27 protein-coding genes are annotated in these 23,274 nt (G+C 42.6%); 3 read left to right on the top strand and 24 right to left on the bottom strand.

Annotation, left to right across the window (positions count from 1 at the left end; all coding sequences use genetic code 11):
- Positions 1–83 precede the first annotated feature (83 nt).
- Positions 84–563 carry a cell wall elongation regulator TseB-like domain-containing protein gene (locus tag BLT_RS0111745; RefSeq protein WP_017727990.1) on the bottom strand — a complete coding sequence of 160 codons (480 nt, stop codon included), beginning with the start codon at positions 561–563 and terminating at the stop codon, positions 84–86.
- Positions 564–579: 16 nt separating this feature from the next.
- On the bottom strand, positions 580–750 hold the full coding sequence (locus BLT_RS23155; RefSeq protein ID WP_017727991.1) for a YpmA family protein: 171 nt from the start codon (positions 748–750) through the stop codon (positions 580–582).
- Between the two features lie 162 nt (positions 751–912).
- Between BLT_RS23155 and BLT_RS0111755 the strand changes: the two genes are divergently transcribed.
- A complete protein-coding gene (locus BLT_RS0111755) occupies positions 913–1,095 on the top strand; it encodes a hypothetical protein (RefSeq protein WP_017727992.1) in 183 nt (60 codons plus the stop codon).
- Between the two features lie 135 nt (positions 1,096–1,230).
- Here BLT_RS0111755 and BLT_RS0111760 read toward each other — a convergent pair whose 3' ends face one another.
- The 13 genes from BLT_RS0111760 to BLT_RS0111825 all read right to left on the bottom strand — a co-directional run bounded on the left by BLT_RS0111760 (position 1,231) and on the right by BLT_RS0111825 (position 14,482).
- Positions 1,231–2,547, bottom strand: coding sequence for an amidohydrolase (locus BLT_RS0111760; RefSeq protein ID WP_017727993.1), 1,317 nt, complete (start codon positions 2,545–2,547; stop codon positions 1,231–1,233).
- Between the two features lie 105 nt (positions 2,548–2,652).
- On the bottom strand, positions 2,653–5,472 hold the full coding sequence (dinG, locus tag BLT_RS0111765; RefSeq protein ID WP_017727994.1) for an ATP-dependent DNA helicase DinG: 2,820 nt from the start codon (positions 5,470–5,472) through the stop codon (positions 2,653–2,655).
- Positions 5,473–5,481: 9 nt separating this feature from the next.
- Entirely contained in the window at positions 5,482–6,474 is a 993-nt protein-coding gene (locus BLT_RS0111770; protein WP_017727995.1) for a tetratricopeptide repeat protein, read from the bottom strand.
- A 63-nt stretch (positions 6,475–6,537) separates the two neighbouring features.
- Positions 6,538–6,921 carry an aspartate 1-decarboxylase gene (panD, locus tag BLT_RS0111775; RefSeq protein WP_017727996.1) on the bottom strand — a complete coding sequence of 128 codons (384 nt, stop codon included), beginning with the start codon at positions 6,919–6,921 and terminating at the stop codon, positions 6,538–6,540.
- Between the two features lie 18 nt (positions 6,922–6,939).
- A complete protein-coding gene (gene panC / locus BLT_RS0111780) occupies positions 6,940–7,794 on the bottom strand; it encodes a pantoate--beta-alanine ligase (protein WP_017727997.1) in 855 nt (284 codons plus the stop codon).
- Positions 7,791–8,630, bottom strand: a complete 840-nt coding sequence (gene panB / locus BLT_RS0111785; RefSeq protein WP_017727998.1) for a 3-methyl-2-oxobutanoate hydroxymethyltransferase — start codon at positions 8,628–8,630, stop codon at positions 7,791–7,793. Before panB ends, panC begins: the two co-directional genes overlap by 4 nt.
- Before the next feature lie 259 nt (positions 8,631–8,889).
- On the bottom strand, positions 8,890–9,867 hold the full coding sequence (locus BLT_RS0111795) for a bifunctional biotin--[acetyl-CoA-carboxylase] synthetase/biotin operon repressor (protein ID WP_017728000.1): 978 nt from the start codon (positions 9,865–9,867) through the stop codon (positions 8,890–8,892).
- Positions 9,864–11,000, bottom strand: coding sequence for a CCA tRNA nucleotidyltransferase (locus BLT_RS0111800; protein ID WP_017728001.1), 1,137 nt, complete (start codon positions 10,998–11,000; stop codon positions 9,864–9,866). Before BLT_RS0111800 ends, BLT_RS0111795 begins: the two co-directional genes overlap by 4 nt.
- Positions 11,001–11,004: 4 nt before the next feature.
- Entirely contained in the window at positions 11,005–12,144 is a 1,140-nt protein-coding gene (gene bshA / locus BLT_RS0111805) for an N-acetyl-alpha-D-glucosaminyl L-malate synthase BshA (protein WP_017728002.1), read from the bottom strand.
- Between the two features lie 2 nt (positions 12,145–12,146).
- Positions 12,147–12,857, bottom strand: coding sequence for a bacillithiol biosynthesis deacetylase BshB1 (gene bshB1 / locus BLT_RS0111810; protein WP_017728003.1), 711 nt, complete (start codon positions 12,855–12,857; stop codon positions 12,147–12,149).
- Positions 12,844–13,266, bottom strand: coding sequence for a methylglyoxal synthase (mgsA, locus tag BLT_RS0111815; RefSeq protein WP_017728004.1), 423 nt, complete (start codon positions 13,264–13,266; stop codon positions 12,844–12,846). The genes bshB1 and mgsA overlap by 14 nt, the downstream gene beginning before the upstream one ends.
- Before the next feature lie 11 nt (positions 13,267–13,277).
- Positions 13,278–14,078, bottom strand: coding sequence for a 4-hydroxy-tetrahydrodipicolinate reductase (gene dapB / locus BLT_RS0111820; RefSeq protein ID WP_017728005.1), 801 nt, complete (start codon positions 14,076–14,078; stop codon positions 13,278–13,280).
- A gap of 2 nt (positions 14,079–14,080) precedes the next feature.
- Complete coding sequence (locus BLT_RS0111825) at positions 14,081–14,482, bottom strand: nucleotide pyrophosphohydrolase (protein ID WP_026105093.1); 402 nt, start codon at positions 14,480–14,482, stop codon at positions 14,081–14,083.
- Between the two features lie 101 nt (positions 14,483–14,583).
- On the opposite strand from BLT_RS0111825, the gene BLT_RS0111830 reads away from it, so the two are divergent.
- Positions 14,584–15,456 carry a YitT family protein gene (locus BLT_RS0111830; RefSeq protein WP_017728007.1) on the top strand — a complete coding sequence of 291 codons (873 nt, stop codon included), beginning with the start codon at positions 14,584–14,586 and terminating at the stop codon, positions 15,454–15,456.
- A gap of 55 nt (positions 15,457–15,511) precedes the next feature.
- Here the strand turns inward: BLT_RS0111830 and BLT_RS0111835 are convergent, their stop codons facing one another.
- The 3 genes from BLT_RS0111835 to BLT_RS0111845 form a co-directional block, all read right to left on the bottom strand.
- Positions 15,512–16,189, bottom strand: a complete 678-nt coding sequence (locus BLT_RS0111835) for a zinc metallopeptidase (protein ID WP_017728008.1) — start codon at positions 16,187–16,189, stop codon at positions 15,512–15,514.
- Positions 16,190–16,284: 95 nt separating this feature from the next.
- Positions 16,285–17,070, bottom strand: coding sequence for a sporulation protein YpjB (gene ypjB / locus BLT_RS0111840; RefSeq protein ID WP_017728009.1), 786 nt, complete (start codon positions 17,068–17,070; stop codon positions 16,285–16,287).
- An 80-nt stretch (positions 17,071–17,150) separates the two neighbouring features.
- The gene (locus BLT_RS0111845; RefSeq protein WP_026105094.1) at positions 17,151–17,753 is read right to left on the bottom strand and encodes a DUF1405 domain-containing protein; all 603 of its coding nucleotides are present in this window, start codon (positions 17,751–17,753) and stop codon (positions 17,151–17,153) included.
- Positions 17,754–17,834: 81 nt separating this feature from the next.
- Between BLT_RS0111845 and BLT_RS0111850 the strand changes: the two genes are divergently transcribed.
- Positions 17,835–18,083 (top strand): hypothetical protein, encoded by a 249-nt coding sequence (locus BLT_RS0111850; protein WP_017728011.1) that lies wholly within the window; start codon positions 17,835–17,837, stop codon positions 18,081–18,083.
- Here the strand turns inward: BLT_RS0111850 and BLT_RS0111855 are convergent.
- From BLT_RS0111855 to BLT_RS0111880, 6 genes are all read right to left on the bottom strand, one after another.
- The gene (locus BLT_RS0111855) at positions 18,049–18,834 is read right to left on the bottom strand and encodes a menaquinol-cytochrome c reductase cytochrome b/c subunit (RefSeq protein ID WP_017728012.1); all 786 of its coding nucleotides are present in this window, start codon (positions 18,832–18,834) and stop codon (positions 18,049–18,051) included. The two genes, BLT_RS0111850 and BLT_RS0111855, sit on opposite strands and share 35 nt — an antisense overlap.
- 35 nt (positions 18,835–18,869) lie before the next feature.
- Positions 18,870–19,541 (bottom strand): menaquinol-cytochrome c reductase cytochrome b subunit, encoded by a 672-nt coding sequence (gene qcrB / locus BLT_RS0111860; protein ID WP_017728013.1) that lies wholly within the window; start codon positions 19,539–19,541, stop codon positions 18,870–18,872.
- Positions 19,542–19,555: 14 nt separating this feature from the next.
- Positions 19,556–20,056 carry a QcrA and Rieske domain-containing protein gene (locus BLT_RS0111865; protein WP_017728014.1) on the bottom strand — a complete coding sequence of 167 codons (501 nt, stop codon included), beginning with the start codon at positions 20,054–20,056 and terminating at the stop codon, positions 19,556–19,558.
- Positions 20,057–20,472: 416 nt separating this feature from the next.
- Complete coding sequence (locus BLT_RS0111870; RefSeq protein WP_017728015.1) at positions 20,473–20,937, bottom strand: YpiF family protein; 465 nt, start codon at positions 20,935–20,937, stop codon at positions 20,473–20,475.
- A 158-nt stretch (positions 20,938–21,095) separates the two neighbouring features.
- Positions 21,096–21,641 (bottom strand): ReoY family proteolytic degradation factor, encoded by a 546-nt coding sequence (locus BLT_RS0111875; protein WP_017728016.1) that lies wholly within the window; start codon positions 21,639–21,641, stop codon positions 21,096–21,098.
- A gap of 124 nt (positions 21,642–21,765) precedes the next feature.
- Positions 21,766–23,037, bottom strand: a complete 1,272-nt coding sequence (locus BLT_RS0111880) for a tetratricopeptide repeat protein (RefSeq protein WP_017728017.1) — start codon at positions 23,035–23,037, stop codon at positions 21,766–21,768.
- Positions 23,038–23,274: the final 237 nt, after the last annotated feature.

The following is a 23,274-nucleotide window of genomic DNA, read 5'->3' on the forward strand; positions in this document are numbered from 1 at the left end:
CTATAGAACGGAATCTTCTCCCTTTCAAGTGCTTTTAACAAATTGTCCGTTTTTAACCATATTATTTCATTCGTTTCCGGCGATTACGGCCGGATGCTATACCGTTTTACGAACGTTCCATCTTCAAATGTTACATAATAGTAAGACTGACGCTCTTCATTATCAAAATACGTGATTTCATAAATTGGGCGATTCACTTCAATCCCTAACCGAATCGAGCGAAGCTCTTGAATGGGCAATTCTGCCTCTGCGATCTCACGAGCCTGCTCAAATGTAATGCCATCCTCCGCTTTTCTAACAATGGCTTCATTCTCCTCATTCAACCAAACAATCGATTCATCGCCGTCCTCATCAATCCCAAAAAGGACAATGTATGCAGCTGTTCCATGATAAAATTCCACATCAGTAACAGATGAGAGAAGCCCTTCTTCTAAGACATAGGATGTAGCTTGTTCTTGTGATTCAAGAAGGGGTGATCGAATGACTTGATATGCGTAAACGCTTAAGCCAATCGTCAACGTAAAAAAGAGGACCAACCCAACAATTACCCATTTTTTTATCATTTTAATCCGTCCTTACTTAAGTTCGATAAATCTTGAAGACCATTTTTTCCTCATCATTTTCGTCTAATGCTAAGCCAAACATTAAATCATCGTTTTTTAATGTTCGATTTAATGCGTCAACGACCTTATACAAATCAGAGGATCGCTGAATGGTTACAGTTGATATGACTTGGATCTTTTCGTCCATAATCTCGCCTCCAATGTAAAATGTTCTGCTTTCCGTTCAACATTTGCTAAACATACGGTAAAGCATGTCGGTCATACTAACAATACGCTAACGAAAAACAGATGTAGCGAACGTTTTTCAACAGCTGTATGAAGGCTTTAAGGTCAAGAAAGGGGGTTGGACGTGATTCAAGGGCTTACTAAAATGACGTCTACTGCTGAATGGTTTCAAGCACATAAGCAGAAAGCTGCTCTGCTCATTCGTCATGGTTCCTCCATTCATCATGTCTTCCCGCCTTCACTTAGACAAACACAATTTCCTCAATGCTTTCTTGCTGAGCCATCTCAAGCAGATGATTCAAACTAACAGAGATGCTCATGCAGGATCGTATGCTTAGTTAAAAACATGTCTACACTCACACCTCATGTTCGCTGTATCCTTTGTCAAACGCCTTTTTCCCGACATAACCGTGTCAATGAAGAAGCGTTTGACTTTTGCTTTTTATAAAAGCGTTAACATCCGTTCGTAATGCTTATTAGCCTCGGCTACAATTTTTTCTTCATCGAGTGTTTTTAGCTGACGATTTTCCATAAGCTGCACGCCTTGAACAAACACATCTGTCACATCGGCTCCCTTCAAGGCATATACGGCATGAGAAAAAGGGTGACTCCACGGCTGCAAATGAGCTTCGTTAGCTTTAACCAGGATCACATCAGCTTCTGCACCTTTTTGAAGAGTACCCACTTCCCCATCCAAACCTAAGGCTAACGCCCCGTTTCGTGTCGCCATCATAAGTGCTTCTTCTGCTGGTAAAACCGTTGGGTCCAGGTTGCGCCCCTTTTGTAAGAGCGCAGCGAACCGCATTTCTTCAATTAAGTCTAAATGGTTATTCGAAGCGACACTGTCCGTTCCTAATGCCACATTTATTCCTTTTGCAAGCATTTCTCCAACAGGTGCGATGCCTGAGCCAAGCTTTAAATTACTCATCGGATTATGACTCACATGAATAGGATAGGATTTGAGCAATTCGATTTGCTCTTCACCGATATGGACACAATGGGCAAGAAGCCAATGGGTGTTCTCAAACACACCTAACTCCTTTAAGTGATTCAGAGGGTGCATGCCATATAAATTCACATGGTCCTCCACTTCTTTCTTCGTTTCTGCTATATGCATATGCAGTCCAAGGTTCTCTTCTCTAGCAGCTTCTGTGATCCTTTCGATAAAAGCTGGAGGACACGTATAGGGGGCATGTGGTGCCATCATTGTCTGGATTCGTCCATTTGCTTGACGGTTCCACGCCTTGGCAAAAGCTACCGCTTCTTGAAGCTTTGCTTTTTGTTCCTCTTCAGAGCATAATCCGATCATGGAACGCATTAAAACGGCTTTCATGCCATTGCGCTCCACTTCCTCTGCAAGATCATCCATCCATAAATGATACATTTCTAAAAAGGTTGTTGTTCCCGATTTAACCATTTCAACCATTGCAAGCTGCCGTGCAGCGAATACAGCCTCTCTGTCAAGCTGTCCTTCAAATGGCCACATCTTTTCTTCAAGCCAGCGGTGAAGGGGCAAATCGTCAGCATGCCCCCTTAATAGTCCCATGCCGATATGACCATGGGTATTAATGAGTCCAGGCAACGCCCATTTGCCTTTACCGTTAATAACCTGCTTTGCTCCTTCTTCTATCTCAATTGAAGCCTCACCATCGCCAATGGTGCTTATCTTCCCATTTTCAACACCAAGGTAGCCTGATTGAATCACTTTTTGATCACGATTCATTGTGATGATCGTAATATTTTTAATTAATGTATCCATATTCTCCCCTCAGCTTTTCATTCCCTGCATACAAAGAAATTGATGTAAACAAGACCGTTTTCCTGCTCTTTGGTCACCTTGTGCCCACTTACCAAACCGTCTATCTTATAACCACTCCCCATAATGTTCGATTAATGATTCAAGCTTACCTTTGTGAACAGGAACATTTGGCAGTGATTCAATGAATAACCGCCCATAACGAGTGGTAGAAATTCGTTTATCGAGAACGAATACTGCCCCTTTATCATCGGCTGTTCGAATAAGTCGGCCAAAGCCTTGCTTAAAACGGATGATCGCCTGGGGCAAGGACACGTGCATAAACGGATTTTTTCCTTCTTCTTTTATCCTCTCCATCCGTGCCTGAATTAATGGCTGGTCTGGTGGGAGAAATGGGAGACGAACAATGACGAGGACTCGCAGCTCATCTCCAGGCAAATCAATGCCTTCCCAGAAACTACTCGTACCGAATAAGATGGCTCGTTCATGCTGCTTGAAGCTTTTCATTAACCTCGCACGACTCCCGCTACTAATTCCTTGACCAATTAAAACAAATGATTCATCTGTGCAAAGATCTTTCACATTTTGATACACCTGCCGCAGCATTTCAAATGAAGTAAACAACACCATCACCCGGCCAGAGGAAGCATCTGCAATTCGCCAAAGCTTAATGGAGATTTCATTGATAAAATCCACTTCTGGAACATCCTTAATCGATGGTAGGTCGGTTGGCAGCAACAACCTTGCTTGTCGTTCATAATCAAAAGGCGATTCAATAATTACCGTCTTCACGCCAAAATCATTTAAACCAAGCCGCTCTAGCTGGTAGTCAAATGATCCTTTGATCGACAGGGTTGCAGACGTCATGACAACACTATGCTTTTTTGCAAAAAATTCATCAGCAAGACACTCGCCGACTTCAACAGGTCGGCTAAACAAATACGTTGCGTTTTTCGCACCCCGAGCTTCAATTTCAATCCAGTAGACTGCATTCGGATCGGCTTCTAAAAGTAGCTGATAAAGCTTATCTTCCTCTTCATAAATGGCTTCAAACAAACCATGGCTATCCGCAAGAATTCCCTGCTCTTGAAAGGAAAGCTCCTTACGAACAACTTCGAATGGCTGAATCAGTCGTAGGAATAATTGACGCAGCTCTTTCATTTGCAAATGAACGCGCATCGTACTCTCAAGAATGGCTTCCCACTGCACACCATGTTCAGCATAGCTTTCGTAACGATAGATTAATCTCCCTACATCTGAGGCTGATGTTTTTTGCTTGCGGAGCACATAACCATGAATTTGTCGAAACAGCTCATCGATTTCCTTAAGCACGGATTGAATTTTTTCATCTAGCTCTTTTCGTTTGAAAGTCAAGGGAAGCTGTCGTTTTGTGGCAATCGAATAAAGACGATCGACCACACCCTCTTTCTCGCCAAATCCGATACGCTGAAACAAATAATAAAAGCTTACATAATCTGTTTGCATCCCTAAATAGTCACTTGCGATTTCCTCAAGATGGTGCGCCTCATCGATGACAACCTGCTTATAAGATGGAATTAGTCCCTTTTTTTGGACCATATCAGTGAAAAGAAGGGCATGATTGGTCACGATTAAATCGGCTTGTTGGGCCTTTTTTCTAGCACGTTGATAAAAGGAGCGTGAAAACCATGGACAATATTTCCCCAAGGAAGATTCCGCATCACTTTGAACCGTATACCAATAGCCATTTCCACCAGGAGGTAGGTTCAGCTCTTCCCGATCACCTCTGTCCGTTTCCGTAAGCCACACGAGAATTTGGGCTTTTGTTAGAATCGTATCGTATGTATCATCATGATGACCAGCAGCAAGAGATTGCTCAAACTTTCTTAAAGACAAATAATGGTTTCGACCTTTTAATAGCGCTACCTTTAACGGAAAAGGGAGTACTTTTTTTAAAAGAGGAATGTCCCGCTCTAAAATTTGCTCCTGCAAAGGGATTGTTTGTGTACTAATGACCACAGGTACCTGATGGTTTTTCGCAAAAAAGGCGGAAGGTACGAGATAAGCCAGAGATTTCCCTGTGCCTGTTCCAGCTTCAATCAGAAGGTGCTCATGGTTATGAAATCCTTCGTCCACTACATCCATCATTTTAAGCTGTCCTTTTCGCCACTCATACTTTTCAAAAGCACGGGCCAAATCTCCGTCTTCCTGTGTCAATTGCTCTTTGTACTGTTCATAAGAAAAGGACCCTACATCTCCTTCTTCTTCTTCATCCACCTGCTTTTTTAACGCAAGCTGCCGGTAAATATCGTATTTCTCCTCATCATGAGTATGTAGATGCAATTTTTTCTGAATCAAATCCTCGATGATTGGCCCGATATCACTGATAAATGAATCAGTTAGTGGCTCCAATTGCTGCAAGGTGATAACAGGAAGGGCTTGCAGCTTATTCAGTAATAAAAGAAGCAGATCTCCTGTGACCTCAGCATCACTTTGAGCCCGGTGTGGGCGATCATGGTCAAAACCGAGCTGCTCTGTTAGTTGGCTTAATTTATAGCTTTCCTCAGAAGGAAGGAGAACGCGAGCAAGCTCAACGGTGTCAAGAACAGGCATCGTTAGCTGTTCATAGCCTTCAAGTTCAAGCTGCTTTTGTAAAAAGCTATAATCAAACTGCACATTGTGTGCAACAAAATAAGCCCCTTCTAACATCGTTAAAAGGGTCGGAATACATGAATGAAACGTAGGCGCATCTTGAACCATTTCCTCCGTAATCCCTGTCAGATCTTCAATAAAAAGAGGAATGGATCGCTCAGGATTGACAAGTGTTGAATACGTGTCTACAATGCAGCCTTTTTCAATGACAACAGCCCCAATTTCAATGATTCGATCGCCTTGGGCAACCGATTGGCCGGTCGTTTCAATGTCAATAACTACAAATCGGTCGTTCATATTTCCACCTCAAATGTAAGGTGCAGACTCTACTAATAAGTGTTGAAATGTTGTTTCTCCCCACTGCTCAGCTAAGCATTTTATAGAAGCTTGAACCTCTTCCACATGCGAATCTGCCTCTACAAGCTCTTCAAAAAGGATTAATGCTTCCTTGCGTCTGTCCATTAATGCATAGTTCCAAGCCATTCCATGCTTAGCAAGTTGCTTTTCATAACCTATGGAAACGAGTCGCTCATAGCAATGGATCGCTGCTTGATACAAACCGTACCATTCAAAAAGGTACGCCATCGCTTGTAAAAGCGTGGTTGATTCCTGCAGCTGCAGGGCTAAGAGCCAGGATTCATGAGCATCACCCGCTTCCCCTAGAGCCAAATAACAACAGCCAAGGTGATAGTATGCTTCTGCATCCTCAGGTTCGAAATCGACAACTTGTATAAAATACCTTTTTGCGAGCTCATACGATTGATTTAAATAATGGCACACACCTAAATTATACAATACATCTGAATGAATTGTTAGGCTCTCTGCATGTTCAAACGAAGAAATTCCCTCTTCAAGCCGCCCTTCTTGCACATGCATGCATCCTAAAGCGACATACGTAAAATATCGAATGACTGGCTCTGTTGTCAGATGTAAGACATACAGACAGCGCTCTTTACAGCGATCGGTTAAACCAGCATAAAGATTTGCATAGATGGAATAAAGCAGGAGGAGTGAGTGTGTCGGTAAAGCTTTCACTTCGCTTTCGAGCTCCTGTGCCGCCTCAGCAAACAACTCCAGGTCAAAAAGAGACGACCCTCTTGACACATACGGTTCAAATGGCTTTCGCTCCGCTAAACGTTGTGCTAAATTTGCGGTCACTTCATTCATATCTGACCATTCATCAAGGAGTTGAGACGACCAGCCTTCTAACAGTAGAAGCGCCTCTTTTCTTTCTCTTTCTGAAAGCATTTCCCAGCTTTTCTTTATCTGTTCAACAAACCCTCTCCACCCTTGTTCCATTGTATTCTCCTCCTGTTTGTTTCTTTCTCAAAGTGTTTGATCAAGACAGGAGGAATATACGAGTTAAAAGACGGTAGAAGCTGGCTCCGTTCCAAGCATTTCAACAATTTGATTTTTTTCATTCATAATGGCAACACGCGGCACATGAGTTTTAACCTTCTCTTCAGCAACGAGGGCATAAGAAATAACGATAATGACGTCACCTTCCTGCACGAGTCGGGCTGCGGCTCCGTTCAAACAAAAAACACCGCTTCCTCTTGGTCCTTTAATCACATAGGTTTCAAACCGTTGGCCATTGTTGTTATTGACGATTTGAACCTTTTCATTTTCTACAATATCTACAGCATCCATAATGTCCTCATCAATCGTAATGCTGCCCACATAATTTAAATTTGCTTCCGTTACACGGGCACGATGAATTTTCGCTTTCATCATTGTGCGGAACATTCTTAATACCTCCCCTATTTATCCTTCATTTAATGTAAAAACGATATTATCAATTAAGCGGACCGCTGAGTAACGGTACGCAACAGCGATAATAACAGTCCCTTTTATTGTCTTGATTGGTTCAAGGTCCGGATAGCTTAACAGCTCTACATAATCAACGTTCCCTGACAGCCTATCCTCATATTGCTTTAAAAGGTAGGCACGAACCATGTCAGCCTCTCGTTCCCCTGTTAAAATTATTTCTTTTGCTTCCTGCAAGGTTTGATATAGGAGTGGGGCTTCTGTTCGTTCCTCGGCGGTTAAATTTACATTTCGGGAGCTTTTTGCTAACCCATCTGTTTCCCTTACTGTTTCACATGGGACAATGCGAACATCAAGGTTTAAATCACGAACCATATTCATAATAACAGCTACTTGCTGGGCATCCTTCATGCCAAAATACGCGTCGTCTGGCTGTACGAGATTGAATAGCTTGAGAACAACCGTAGCAACGCCATCAAAATGACCTGGACGGCTCGCTCCGCACAGAACGTCCGTTCCTTTTTTCACATGGATAGCAAGGGATGGCTCATCCGGATACATTTCTTCAACAGTAGGATAAAAGACAAGATCGACTCCTGCTTCCATTGCCAATCGTTCATCTCGCTCAAAATCACGCGGGTAGCGATCCAAATCCTCATTAGGGCCAAATTGCAGCGGATTGACAAAAATACTAAGTACAACTACATCGTGCTCAGCTCTGGCTTGCTCCACTAAATGCAAATGCCCTTCATGTAAATATCCCATCGTTGGCACAAATCCGATCGATTTCCCCTCGGCTTTTTTGGTTTTAATTTCTGTTCGTAATGCTTCCTTTGTTCGACAAATGATCATTCAGACAAACCTCCGTATAGCCTCTTCACATCCTCATCCTTCATTGTGAAGGTATGCTCCTTTGCGGGAAAAACCCCTGTTTTTACCTCCTCCGTATAGGATGTCAAGGCTTGACGAATGGATTCGGACACATTTGTGTACTGCTTGACAAAGGAAGGGACATGGGCACTCCCGTAGCCAATCACATCGTGATAAACGAGGACTTGGCCATCACAGCCAGCTCCCGCGCCAATCCCGATAACCGGAATCTCTAATTGCTCAGAAACCAAAGAACCGACTTGCTCAGGTACACATTCTAACACAAGGGCAAAAGCGCCTGCCGCTTCGATTTTTTTGGCATCATCAAGTAATTGCTGCGCTGCTTCGAGATTTTTCCCTTGGATTCGGTAGCCACCGAGGACCCCAACAGCTTGTGGTGTTAAGCCAAGATGCCCCATCACAGGAACCCCTCCCGACGTTAACTGACGAATCGTCTCAATGACGTCACCGTTCCCTTCTAGCTTAACTGCATTGGCGCCTGCTTCTTGCATGTATCGACGTGCATGTGCAGCCGTTTCTGAAAATGTACTATGATACGAAAAAAACGGCAAATCGGTCACAATAAATGTATTTGATGCACCGCGTCGAACTGCTTTTGTATGCATGACCATGTCATCCACAGTAACAGGAATCGTCGAATCATAGCCAAGGACGACCATCCCAAGGGAATCTCCTACAAGAATCAAATCGCTCCCTGCCTCTTCCACAAGACGAGCTGATGGTGCATCATACGCTGTCATCATTGCGATCTTTTCACCATTTTTTTTCATTTTTCGAAAGCTTGCAGTTGTTTTCATTTCATTCATCCTCCTAACCGAGGAAGCTCCATAAGCTGTTTTGACGCACGCAGAAAAATCCTTCTCTCAGAAGGAAAGAAGGATAGCATCGTAAAAATAACGATCGTTTTATGTGCAGCAAAAACGCTCATCGATCCCTCTGTCCTAGTCCATTTTTTGGATCAAGGCAGACCCGTATGTTTCATTTTTTCATTCAAAAGCCTTTTGGTGCAGTTCCAAAGGGATACCGCCCATTCATATAAAGTATAACAGATTTCGCCTACTCCTGATCAGCCAATTCAATATCTGCTGAATAAATATGATGAATCTCTCCTAATTCATCCTCCAACAAAAGCACCCCATCATTCGTAATCCCTTTTGCCGTTCCATATATCACTTCATGCATGGAACGAGCGTAGATTTTCTTACCAATGCTGACGGCATATGCTTCCCAAATTGGTTTAATTCGTGAAAATCCGTGCTCAATGTATTCTTCGTACAATGTCTCAAAATGGGCGAAGATTGCTGCGATTAATTGGGAGCGCTGAATTTCTTCTTCTTTTTCGAACGCTAAAGAGGTGGCAATGTTGCGTATGGCTGAAGAGAAATGCTCCTTTTGCTGGTTCACATTAATCCCGATTCCAATAATTACGGAATGAACACAGTCAGGCTCTGATTGCATTTCGGTTAAAATGCCAACCACCTTTTTTCCTTTGATTAACAGATCATTTGGCCATTTTATTTCACACGTTAAACCTGTTACATCCTTAATTCCTTTCACGACCGCAACAGCAGCTAAGAGCGTAAGCTGAGGGGTACGCTGTGGAGGTAGCTGGGGTCTAAGAATCAAGCTCATGTAAATGCTTGTACCAGGTGGTGAATGCCAAGCACGTCCTAATCTTCCCTTACCACCGGTCTGTTCATTGGCAACTACGACGTGTCCTTCCTGCGCCCCTTCTTGTGCCAAACGATGGGCAACAACTTGAGTTGAGGATGTGGAATCAAAATAGGTAATTTCGCGTCCGATTTTTTTTGTTGTCAGTCCTGACTGAATTTCATGGGCTTGAATCCCATTTGGTCGTTTTACGATCCGGTAGCCTTTTCGCTGTACTGCTTCGACCTCATATCCCATCTTACGTAATTCTTCAATATGCTTCCATACAGCGGTTCGGGAACAGCCAATTGTTTTACTAATTTTTTCACCTGAGACAAACTCGCCATCACGTTCAAGGAGCATTTTTAATAGTGTTTCTTTCATCGGTTATTCCTCCTTTCGTGTACCCATTGTAAGAGGGTTTCTTTTTCATTTTTGATTTCCCTTGCTAAGACCGCTTGCTCGATTTCATTTAATGCTGCACCAATCCACGGCCCACCAGGCTCCTTAAAGTGCTCCATTAGCACACGACCGTCCACTTGGAGATCTTCTCGCGAGTGGATAGGCAAAGAATTCCATTTAATATACAGCTCTTTTGCAGGCATTGGCTCATGTCCGAACCACTTTCTTAATTGCTCCACCCCTAAAGCCACCTCAAGAGAAGCGGTGTAAAGGGAAGTATCGTCCCAGCTGTGTTCTTGTCGAAAGGCAAAATAACGACAAAGGTGACGCACCTTTTTCTCCGTTTGTTTTGCTAAACGAAGCCCTTGTATCGCTTCAAGCTCCTCCCCATTCGCTAGACAAAAAGAGGCCCAATGGACGGGAAGGTTTAATCCCTCTTCTGTAGGGAGCTGCTCAAGGGTATAAAGTCCTTTAGCCGTGACCGTTAACCCAGGAACGAATGAAAGAAGGCTTGTCTCTCGGGCAAGCTGCCATGCGTGCTTGCGAAATTCCCCTATAAGCAGGCGTTCTAATTCTTTTTCAATCCGCTCAACGGCCACTGTTTTTATTTGCTGTTTTTCTTTGGTCATAACCTCTTTCAAGCTTGGATCAAGGGAAAATCCAAATTGACTGACAAACCGAAGAGCTCGAAGCATTCTTAGTGGGTCTTCAGCCATCCGCTTTCTCGGTTCATGAGAGCGAATCACTCCTGCTTTCAAGTCCTTTTCTCCTTGCAAAGGGTCAATCAGCCTTTTGTTTTTATCCATCGCGATACTATTCATTGTGAAGTCACGCATCGCCAAATCTTCCGTAAGATCCTTCCCCCGCTCTGTCGTTACTTCAAAAAATTGATCCATAAAGGAGATTGTGACCGTGGCATGACGATTGTTCAGTTGAAATGACTTCGAATATCGCTCAAGCAGTTGCTCTGGTGTCGCTGACGTCACAAGATCAAGATCAACCGGTTGTTTTCCTAGCAAATAGTCTCGAACCGCTCCACCTACAATTGCTGCCCGAAATCCTTCTTGTTGAAGTTTCTCAACAAGAAGGAGCCCTTTATTCAATAAATCATTCATGGCCTCATTCCTTTACGGTTTCCGTTAATACCTGATGATACAATTCTTCGTACTGTTGAACGATCTGCTGGGAGTGAAACACCGATTTTGCCCGTGCCTCACTCGCTTGTGCGAATTGTTGATGCAAATCCCGATTTTTTAATAGCTGAAGCGCTCGTTTTGCTATCACTTCTATATCACCAAGTTCACAGATAAAACCTGTTTCTCCGTCGGCTACGACCTCTGGAATCCCGCCAATCCTCGTACCAATGACAGGAACGCCGCATGCCATCGCTTCAAGTGCGACCAATCCGAAGCTCTCCTTTTCACTTAGCAAGAGCATTAGATCACTAAGGGATAATAATTGCGAAATATGCTTTTGATTCCCAAGCATGAGCACACGATCTTGAATCCCTAATTCTTTCACTAAATGACAGGCCGTTGTCAAATCAGGCCCGTCACCAATCAATAATAGCTTTGCCTTTACCTGCTGCTGAATCAGGTGAAAGCTGCGAATAATATCTGGGACCCGTTTTACAGGGCGGAAATTCGAGATATGAATGATTACTTTTTCATCCTCTTCAATGCCATAGTGACGCTTAAGTTCCTGTGCATCTTTTTTGTAATACTCACGCTCATCGATAAAATTGTAAACACTGTGGATCGATTTTTTAGTATGTAAAAGGATTTGGGTTTGATGAACCAAGTCGTTAGATACCGCTGTGACAAGATCCGATTTCTCAATACCAAATTTAATGATCTCTGATAAGGTAGGATCAAATCCTAATACGGTAATATCTGTTCCGTGAAGGGTGGTCACCACCTTGAGAGAATCCCCGAGCATTTGTTTCGCTAAAATCGCACAAATGGCATGAGGAACTGCATAATGCACATGAAGGAGGTCAAGCTTTTGCCTCCTTGCCACCTCAGCCATCTTACTAGCTAGTGTTAAATCGTAGGGCGGGTATTTGAAGACGGAGTATTGGTTAACCTCAACCTCATGAAAATAAATATTTGGATAAACTTGATCTAAGCGAAACGGAATGCTTGATGTAATAAAATGTACTTCATGCCCTCGCTCAGCCAACAATTTCCCCAACTCTGTTGCTACAACACCTGAACCACCAACTGTCGGATAGCAGCTAATTCCTATTTTAAGCTTCATGATTAACACTCGTCTCCTATTAAATGGTTTACGAGCAGCGGCTTCTCTAACTTAAAGCCTTCTGCAAAGAGGACACCCACCTCACTCCCGAACAAGCGTTCTCTCGCTTCTACTTTCTCTATATAAGCATTTGTAAGGGGCGTGTCCACACTCGCTTCGGTTTTCATAAACTGGCTACGATATGCTTCGAGCGCTCGCCTTTTGGCTTCCATGCTTTTCGTAATATCAACCAACACATCTGGACGCTCATATCCGTTAATCAGATAAAAAAAAATGTTTGACACCTGATGAGCTGGGAGCTGCTCCAAACAGGCATAACGTCGAATCCCCGCATTAAAAACAGCTTCTTTCACAATTTCCCCGCAATGACCATGATCAGGATGCCGATCTGCAAAATAAGGAGCAAATACAAGCTTCGGTCGATAAGTGCGAATAACGGATACAACAGATGCGAGCTCAGCTTCTGTTATATTTCGTAAGCCACGGTCTGAGAGTTCCAGCTGGACACGGGTGTGTAAGCCAAGAATGTCTCCTGCCTTTTTCGCTTCCTCTTGGCGAAGCTCCACCGTTCCATTAGAGGAAAGTTCAGCCTTGGTTAAATCGCAAATGCCTACACTGAAGCCTTCATGAGCGTAGCGATGGAGCGTTCCTCCCATTCCAATTTCCACATCATCTGGATGAGCCCCAAACGCTAAAATATCAAGCTTCTCCACGTTCCTTCTCCCTCTCATGAACGATTTCTCGCCATTTAAAATCACCGCGTTCAAGTCCTTTAATTAAGATTTCAGCTGTCCCTAGATTTGTCGCTAATGGTACTTGCTGAAGGTCACAAAGTCGAACGAGAGCTGTGACATCGGGCTCATGAGGTTGAGCTGTTAATGGGTCACGGAAAAAGACAATGAAATCGAACTTATTTTCAGCTACGAGGGCACCAATTTGTTGATCCCCTCCAAGCGGGCCTGATTTAAACCTTGTGACGGTTAGATGTGTTGCCTCCATAATTCTTGTTCCCGTCGTCCCTGTCGCATATAGTTCATGGTCTTTAAAAATATGTTCATACGCAACGACAAATTGCACCATCATGTCTTTCTTTTTATCATGGGCGATTAATGCGATTTTCATAAAGATGTCACCTACTCGATTATATTTTCCAAGCCATAAACCAATGTGTCGATCCCCATCACCGTTTCAATCGAAAGCTTCACACCTGGCATAAAGGAAGTGCGATCAATGGAGTCATGACGGATTTTTAAGGTTTGGCCAACACCACCGAATAAAACCTCTTGGTGAGCAACAAGTCCAGGCAGACGAACACTATGAATGTGCATCCCATCAAGATTGGCGCCACGTGCTCCTTGAAGCTCTTCCCGCTCATCTGGATGCCCTTGTTCCTTTGCTTCTCGGACTTCACGGATAAGTTGGGCTGTTTTTATCGCTGTTCCTGACGGTGCATCAAGCTTCCTATCATGATGCATCTCGATAATCTCTACATCAGGCAAGTATTTCGCAGCAACTTGCGCAAATTTCATCATTAAAATTGCACCGATGGCAAAGTTAGGCGCAATAATTGCACCAATGCCTTTTTCCTCTGCGGTTTTGCGCAATTCCTCAATGTCTGCTTCGGTAAAACCAGTCGTGCCAACAACCGGGCGAACTCCATGTGCAAAAGCAATTTCCATATGCTTTTTCCCGAATGCAGGAGCGGTTAAATCAACAAGCACATCGACATCGTGAGCTGTTAAGCATTCCTCTAAGCTTGTATAAATCGGCGCATCACTAGCTGGTAAGCCATCAATGTCTCTTACTTTTTTCCCTTCATTTTTAGAATCAACGACAGCCATCAATTGGAAGTTAGCTGCTTCTTCCACCATTTTGACAGCCTCACGTCCCATTTTTCCACGTGGTCCTGCGATTGCTACTCGAATTGTTTCCATTGTTATGCTTCCTCTCCTTCGACCTTCTTCGTCCATCGATCCCTGTCTCTTGTTCTGAATTTTTCCATCACGAGGTCATGAGCCTCATCTAGATTAATGTTCAATGAATTCGCAAAACAAATGAGCACAAATAAAAGATCGCCCATTTCCTGCTCCATTGTTCGCTCTTCTTCAGACGTCTTTTTTGGCTTCTCGCCGTAATAATGGTTCACTTCACGAGCAAGCTCTCCAACTTCCTCCGTCATCCTAGCAAGCATGGCAAGAGGGCTGAAATAGCCTTCTTTAAATTGACTTATGTATGCATCGACTTCCCGCTGCATTTCTTTCATTGATTTCTCAGCCATTGTCATCACCTCATTACGTCTTACAAATTCCATGTTAGCTAATCCTATCCTTTTTGACAAATGCAAAATCTTATTTGCTGGAAAAAATCTTTTTCTATATAATTATCGGCAGATATGTTTTGTAAATTTGTGTTAAATACCGTTCGAAAGGAGACACACCAATGGCCTATCAAGTGAAACTGAAAAACATTTTGTTTATTTTGTTAGGCTCTGCCATTCTATCCTTCGGGCTCGTTTATTTTAATATGGAAAACAATTTAGCTGACGGGGGATTCACTGGTATTACCTTGATTCTTTATTTTATTTTCTCTTTCAACCCAGCCGTCTCAAATTTACTGCTAAACATTCCTTTGTTTTTTATAGGCTGGAAAATATTAGGGCGAACCACATTCATTTATACCATCATTGGAACGATTGGAGTCTCGATCTTTTTAGAGCTGTTTCAACGATATAAAGTCATTCATATTCCATTGCATGATGATATGACGTTAGCAGCATTGTTTGCTGGTGTGTTCATCGGTATTGGTCTTGGAATGGTCTTTCGATTCGGTGGGACAACCGGGGGTGTGGATATCATTGCAAAGCTTGGCTTTCGCTACCTCGGCTGGAGCATGGGGCGAACGATGTTTGTTTTTGATGCCATTGTTATTACTTCTTCACTTATCTATTTAAATTACAGAGAAGCGATGTATACACTACTTGCCGTTTTTATTGCCACAAGGGTGATTGATTTTATGCAGCAGGGTGCCTATTCAGCCAAAGCTGCTTTTATTATTTCAGAAAAAGTACCGGAAATTGCTGAGTTGATTTTAAAGGAAATGGACCGGGGGGCAACGATCTTAAAAGGGAAAGGGAGCTTTACTGGCTCAGAAAAAGAGGTGCTTTATTGCGTCGTCGGTCGCAATGAGCTTATTCGCTTAAAAACGTTGGTTGAGAAAATCGATCCTCACGCCTTTGTTACTGTTAACGATGTACAAGATGTGATCGGTGAAGGATTTACCCTTGATGAGAACAAAAAGCCGATTGGCGTATAATCTTTCATAATGAAAAAAGCTTGGACTCATTCAGAAGCCCAAGCTTTTTGATTGATTAATCTTCATTCATTCCGATATACATCAAGATAAAGCGGACCAATTCAAGAACAGCTACAAGCGCTGCTGCTACATAGGTTAGTGCTGCTGCATTTAATACCTTTCTTGTTTCCCGCTCTTCATTGTTGCGAATCACACCAACTGAAACCACTTGTTGCATCGCCCGGTTGCTTGCGTCAAACTCTACAGGAAGCGTAACCAGCTGGAACAAGACAGCTGCAGCCATCGCAAAAATACCTAGTAAAATAAACCCAGAAGCCTGCATCAAAATCCCCGCAAGAATGAGGATGAATGAAAAGTTTGACCCAATATTGGCAACTGGAACCAATGCGTGACGGAAGCGTAAAAACGCATAATCCTCCGCATCCTGCATCGCATGCCCCACCTCATGGGCAGCAACAGCGGCACCAGCAACAGATGTACCATGATAGTTATTAGAAGATAAGCGAACCGTTTTCGAACGTGGATCGTAATGGTCAGTTAACGTCCCTCTTACTTCTTCCACCGTTACATGGTACAATCCGTTGTCATCAAGAATTTTTCGCGCTACTTGTGCACCTGTCATTCCTGAAGACGCCGGTACTTGTGAGTACTTTTTGTACGCACTTTTCACCTTCATTTGTGCCCATAATGGAATGATAAGGAGTAGAGCAAAATAAATTAAAAATCCTACCATGTTGTCTTACCACCTCTATTTATCTATATATTTTCTTATTTTTAGTCTAGATGAAAAATCAAAGAAAGTCAATTTTCCTGCATCGGTAGTTGTGACTATTCTTTTACTTTTACTTTATCCTTTTCCCCTTTGTATTTTTTCCAACCGACATAGGTTAACGACAAAATAATCGTTCCCCCGATTAAAAAAATCACCCATAAAAGGGAAGGGTCAGTTGCGTCTTCCTTCACTTGTTTGTAAAGGTGAGTAAACTCCTCCTCCATCAACAGTAAATGCTGATTCAATCCTTTTTGCTGCGGATCTGTTCGAAACCGCTCCAAATAATGTATTTGCGATTCGAGTCGTTGCAAATGCTGTGGCTGCAAATCGATCATGAGGGCAGGACGAATTATCTGATAATGGCGGAGAAAATCATTCATTCGATGCTGAAAGGCCTGATAGTCCTCACGATTTACAGCTTCCTGCATCGTTTTTATCGCTTGCATCACATTCGTTTCAGAATTGAGCCAAAGAGGATGATGCTCACTTACTAACGCGTCCACCACTAGCCGAAATTCGGTAACTGCAGCGATTCGCTCGTCAACAGACGAATTCGCTGCTGTTACTGCTACCTCTGCCCGTTCAAAAGAGGTTGACACTGAACGCAAGGCAGTCATGGTTAAGCCTTGTCCCCTGTGATCCAAGGCCAAAAACTGAGTAGAAAAGTAATCAAGCAGCTGCTTTGCCTCCTCATATTTTTCTTGCTTGGTCATTTGTAAAATTTGATCGGCCGTATGATTTAACTGCTTCCATGTATTATTCGTTGTGCTCATTTCTGCATTTGACGTTATTGGCGCGATTATCATTATTATCAATATGGTAATGATTGCGACAAATCGCATATTGGTCCCTCCTTCATCTACTCTCATCCTATGATCAGGTGGACAAGAGTAGACCAAAAACGGGACATGTTTTACCGAGCTTACCGCCTTACAATTTCAAGTTTTAAAGATGACCTTCTAACTGAAAAATAGTACGTCAAAGCGAGTGAAACGATGCTTAACCAGAATGTGAAATAGCCAATATGAGCAATAAACGGATTTAAGCGATAAGAAACCCAAGGGTGCATCATAAACACATAGTCAATGATATCATTATGTAAAGTCCAAACTGCGACAATCATTAAATGCCACATTTTGATTCGATAATACGGCATATAAAGGAGTGCTTGCAAGGCCATTCCACCGTGAGAAGCGATCAACATGTAATGCTGCCATTGAAGTGTATCCCCAGCTGCAGCAGCTGCTACAATCATTGCTACGGCCCACACCCCGTATTTTATTAGCGTAACAGCAGCAAAGGCCTCCATTAAAGGCCAATGCTTGCCCAAAAGAAACGCGATGAGCACGAAGACGAAGAATAAGCTCGCTGTCGGGCTATCGGGGACGAACAAAAGAAATGGTCCTGGTGTGATCGCTAATTGATCTTTGTACCAAATGTACCCATAAATTGTTCCAAAAAAATTAATAAGGAGAAGTATGACAATCACGAGCCTATTTCCAAACAACGAAAGAATCCCCTTCATCTTCCCAATCCCTTCTATAAAATATGTATCAGCTTGACCTGACAAACTCGTTATTATCCATGTAGAAAGAGCCGACCACTCATGCAGGTTTTAAGAAAAGCGCAAACGCGTTGGGTCATCCACTCAAGTGCTGGAAGCCTGCCAATGTCTTCCAAGCTTTCAGGAAACCATGTAAAGGCTGAAGCAACCTCAAGCGGCTTAGGCTTAACGCTTGAGCTAGACAGCTTAGACGTATTTTACTTTTTTATCTTTTATGAAAAAAAAGCTGACTTTTTCAGTCAGCTTTCCAATTGGACTACTCTTCAGGAGCGTGTCCGTTATTCTCAATGAACTCAGCTAGAATCTGAAGCTCTTCATCCGTACCTTCAAACATTCCACCAGGCATTGCACCTTGACCGTTAATGATAATGTCTTTGATTTCTTCAACAGACTTCTCACTATCAATTAGGTTCGGGCCACCAGCTCCACCTTCAAGCTGGTTTCCGTGACAGCCAATACAAGATTGTTGATTTTGATAAATTTCGTATCCTTGTGCTTCCGTATCAATATCAACTTCGACAATCTCTCCTTGCTCAGCAGCAGCTTCCCAGTCATGCTGTGCTACAGATTCCCACGTTAAGTAGATAGTAGCAATAAGTGCTAAAAGCATCATGCTTGTTGCAACTGGGCGCTTCAAAGGACGGCGTTCTTTCCCTGTGTCAAGAAACGGCGCAAGTAAAAGCGCTCCAAAAGCAAGCCCTGGGATAACAACCGTACCGATGACGTTAAAATCCCCAGAAGCATATTGGTATTTTAAAAGCTGATACAAGAATAAGAAATACCAGTCAGGAAGCGGAATGTATCCTGAGTCTGTCGGATCAGCCATACGCTCTAATGGAGCTGGATGTCCAATTGTTAATAAGAGATAACCCATAAGGAACACGGCTCCGACCATCCACTCTTTTAAGAGGAAGTTAGGCCAAAACGCTTCTGTTTTCCCTGGATATTCTGAGTAATCTTTTGGAATATTTTTCTTTTTTCGATACTCTGGAGCTTTAACTCGGGAGTCTCCTACGAATTTCAACCCTTTTCCACGTTCCATCTCGTTCCCTCCTTTATAGGTTTATACGTATCATCTTACAACGGACCAGAAATACCTTGTTTACGGATCATGTAGAAGTGAGCTCCTAACAGTCCTAACAACGCACCTGGAAGGAAGAAGACGTGAATAGCAAAGAAACGAGCTAATGTTGAAGCACCAATGATTTCTCCACCAGCTAACAACGTTTTCGCAAAATCACCGATTACAGGTACACTTTCAGCAATTTGCAGACCTACAACTGTCGCAAAGTACGCTTTCATATCCCAAGGTAATAAGTACCCTGTGAAGCCTAATCCGAGCATAACAAAGAAAATAAGAACTCCGACAACCCAGTTAAGTTCACGTGGCTTCTTGTATGAACCTGTGAAGAATACACGCAACGTATGTAGGAACATCATGACAATGACAAGACTGGCTCCCCAGTGATGCATACCACGTACAATAACACCGAAAGCCACTTCATTTTGTAAATACGCGACAGATTGATAGGCGTTAAGAATGTCTGGAACATAATACATCGTTAAGAACATCCCAGATAAAATCTGGATAACTGTAACAAAGAACGTTAATCCTCCGAAACAGTATACGAATGCAGAAAAGTGATGAGCAGGGTTTACGTGCTCAGGCACTTCATGGTCAGCGATGTCTCGCCACATTGGCGTAATATCCAGACGTTCATCAACCCAATCATATAACTTTTGAAGCATTGACTACGTCCCCCTTATGTTCGCTGAATAATTTGACCTAAGTACACGCTTCCATCTTCAACTTTAACTTCAAACACGTCAAGCGGTCGTTGCGGTGGTAGACCCGGAATGTTCGTTCCATCCTTTTCAAATCGACCGAAGTGACAAGGACAGTAAAATTGATCAGGATACTGTTCATTCGTACCGAAGTTAACTGTACAACCTAGATGTGTACATGTTGGTGATAAGGCAACGATCTCTTCACCACGCAAGAAGATAAACGCTTCACGCTGAACTTCCGATTCATACCATGCATCCACTTGGTCAAATGAAAATGGGAAGTTTTGAGGCTCCTCAGTTAGGTCGGCAACCTCACATACATACTTAAATTCTGACTCTGCTCCAGCTTTTAACGCAGGGTCGAGGGCAAAGCGTGCCATAGGCATTAGCATTCCAGCTGCCATGAACCCGCCAACACCCGTAAGCGTATACGTTAAAAATTGACGTCGTGATACTCTGTGGTCTTTTTCGCTCACTAGATTTCCCCCCCTACACTTATAAGTTCAGTCCAATCGGACAGTTTTAGACACAATGATACTAGGACATACTCATGATAATACATTGTGTAAAGATAAGCAAGATAATACACAAAACAGACATAATTGACAAATAAGTTTACAATAACTCCCACACTGCTGAAATTTGATATCATGAATATGATAAATGGAACAAATAAGGTTTTATGTTCAGTTTGTCCAAAAATCGCTAGACTATCATTATTTTAAGACTACGAAAAATAGGAGAGCTTCACAAGGGTCTTAAATCGACTCTCTATCATTGAAGCCTCGCCGACTCCTTTGAAGCTTTGTGCTTTTCTTTAACCTTTAACAAAGGCGCATTCATCTCTTAGACGCGCGCCTTTGCTCTTTCTTTTCTGTTCTGAAGTCGTCACCTATCTCTCTTGCCATTTATTTGTAAGTATTGGTACTAGCTGCTTGATTTGGTCAGTAATCATTTTTTTACGGATGTCTGCTTCAACATGCTCAATCGGTATTGAAGGAAGCCAAATCAGTTCTGCATCGTTCAACTGAGACTCATAGGCTTTCCAAAAAGAATCTGACGTCACAAAAAACAAGTGTTTCACATCGTTTTCACTCAGCTCATTTATCCACCCGCGTAACCTTTCAATGACGACTTGCTCTGGCTCTTTTTTTACGTATGTGAACGCAGGAAAAAGAATAAGCCGACCGTGAAACTGGCGCTCGAGCTCATGACTAATGATCGTCGTAAACTCCCCCATCGCCACGGTTGACTTTACGTCAGATCCCCATGAAATTGGAACAAGGGGAATGAGTGCACTATCCATATATTCTCTTGCTTGAAAATACGTATCAATTTCTTTCGCTAACCATTTCATGTCCGTCTCTCCTCGTTTCGTAAGGTCGGTTTTCATTTCAATCCTTCGGGGTTCATTCTACCTTTTTCCCTGTGGAAGAACAAGTTCTCTTTCTACAGCTCCTTCATCTCGTCCATGAAATTCCAAAATAAATATAAAAAGCTCCCAGTCATGAATGACTAAGAGCGGGAAAGTTCATTAAGTTCTTTCACAAGCATATGAAAGCGTTGTTCGTCTTTTTGATCAAGAGCTTCATCAATTTCCTCAGCTAGCTGCTTTCGTCTGAATTGCAGTAAAGCGTTTGAGACGAGCTGTTCAGCCATTTCTCGATTCGCATCAGCCACTTCTTTGTTTTCAGGAAGAAATGGATTATCCTCTAGCACGGCAATGTAATTCGGATTTGATTTTGCTCCTGAAAAATTTAGCTGAATATAAATCTCTTCATCATCGTTTAAACGAATGTCATGGAACGCCTTCTCTGCATCCATTGCTACCTTGTGGTATTTATGAAAACTAAATGGGATTGCCTCTACATCATTTGCTGAAATAATGAGGGCTTTTGGACAAGAATCAGCCTTTTCCACAAAATGTACCTTTGCCATTAAGTTATCGTCACTGATCAAATAATTTAGTAACCATGCACACTCTCGCTTCTTCAACTGATATTCCTTTAAGAACCATTTTAGAAAATCTTTTTTTTCAACCACTGGAATGGTGCTGCCCATGCCACATCCCTCCTCATGAAACTCCACAGTCTCCTTCTAAACGACTGGAATGAGCAGTTAAATTCTATACTCTTATCCTACCACATACTATTCACCATTGACGACTGAAAAACCTTCCCTTTTCCTAAAAATCTTCCCCATTTAATTGAAGATCATGAATGAGTTCTTTAATATCAAGACGCGTGCCATCGTTTTCTACAATCGTAGTAAATTTCTCCAAGGCTTTTTGGCGCTCACCATATTCTAACAAAAACCGTCCGTACTCTTCTAAAAAGTCTGCATCGCTGGCGAACGTGTCTGAAACACGTTCATATAACTCACACGCCTTATCATATTCGTCCTGCTCTCTATATGCTGCAGCTTCGTACCAGGTTAACAGTGGGTCCTCTTCACCGTATGCTTTTGTATGACCAATTAAGTCGAGAAGCTCTTCGTATTTTTCCTCATGTTTAAAATACGCAGCTAACGATTGTATCGCACTAAGATTCGAAGGGTTTAGCGCGATGACTTTTCTTAAAAGGACTTCCCCTTGCTCATTTTCATGCAGCTTAAAGCTTAGCTTACCAGCATGGATATAGAGCGTTTCATTGTATTCATCGACAGCCATTCCCTCTTTTAGTGTCTCCATCGCTTCATCGAGACGGTGCTCAGCCTCATAAGCTTTTGCTAAATAAGGATACAAGCTCGTGAAATCAGGGTCGAGCGCCTTTAAGGCCGATAGCTGCTCAATTGCAATGCCATACTCTCCTAGTTGATATGCAGTAAATCCGTAACCGAACAAGGCATGAGGGTCAAGCTTCTCTTTTAGCCCTTCTTCATAATAACGCAAAGCTTCTTCAAACTGACCGCTTGCACTGTATGCTTCTGCAAGTCTCAATGCAACATGACCTTCTGGGGCTTCGACCTTATGATGCAATGCCTTTTTTAAATGAGGGATGCTTTTCATATAGTCACCACGATCTAAATAAAACTCACCTAAACCATAAGAAATAATTGGCTCATCTGGAGCAATTTTTGCCGCTTCTAAAAGCTTTTGCTCAGCTACTTCATCCAAAGCTTGAAGCTGATAAAGATCAGCGAGAAGCAATCTTGACTGCAAATAAGAAGGGTCGTCTTCTTTTATTTCGTTTAACAATTCAATCGCTTCATCTTCTTCGTTAAGGTCAACGAGAATTTCTGCTAAAAAAACGTACAGACTTCCTTCATCTGGATACAGGAATAATAGTTCTTCCACAATTCCTTTCGCTTTATCCAAATGTCCTAATTCGTAATAGGTTTCAGCGATGGTAAATTTCATTTCATGGTCTGAGGTTTTTTCTGCTTCAGACAGAGCGACTAAGCCTTGCTCAATCTCTCCATTCTCAATTTTTTCAAGGGCTTGTTCAATTTGTTTCACGTTTTATGTCGGCCTCCTTACATGTAAACACACAAACTGTTCTCTCTTTAGATTTATCTTCGGCAAAAGTGCAAGCATCTTGTTCAGCCGCGCCAAGCTCTGGAAATTTGTCAAAGCATTACTTGATTTTAGGAAACCATGTACAGGCTGAAGCAACCTCGAGCTGATAGAGCCATTAGCTAGACAGCGTTGAAGCGTTATCCTAAATAAACAACCAGTCTACACTGGCTTAATTGA

The sequence above is a fragment of the Halalkalibacterium ligniniphilum genome (assembly GCF_000334155.1).
In the GTDB taxonomy this organism is placed as follows: domain Bacteria; phylum Bacillota; class Bacilli; order Bacillales; family Bacillaceae_D; genus Halalkalibacterium; species Halalkalibacterium ligniniphilum.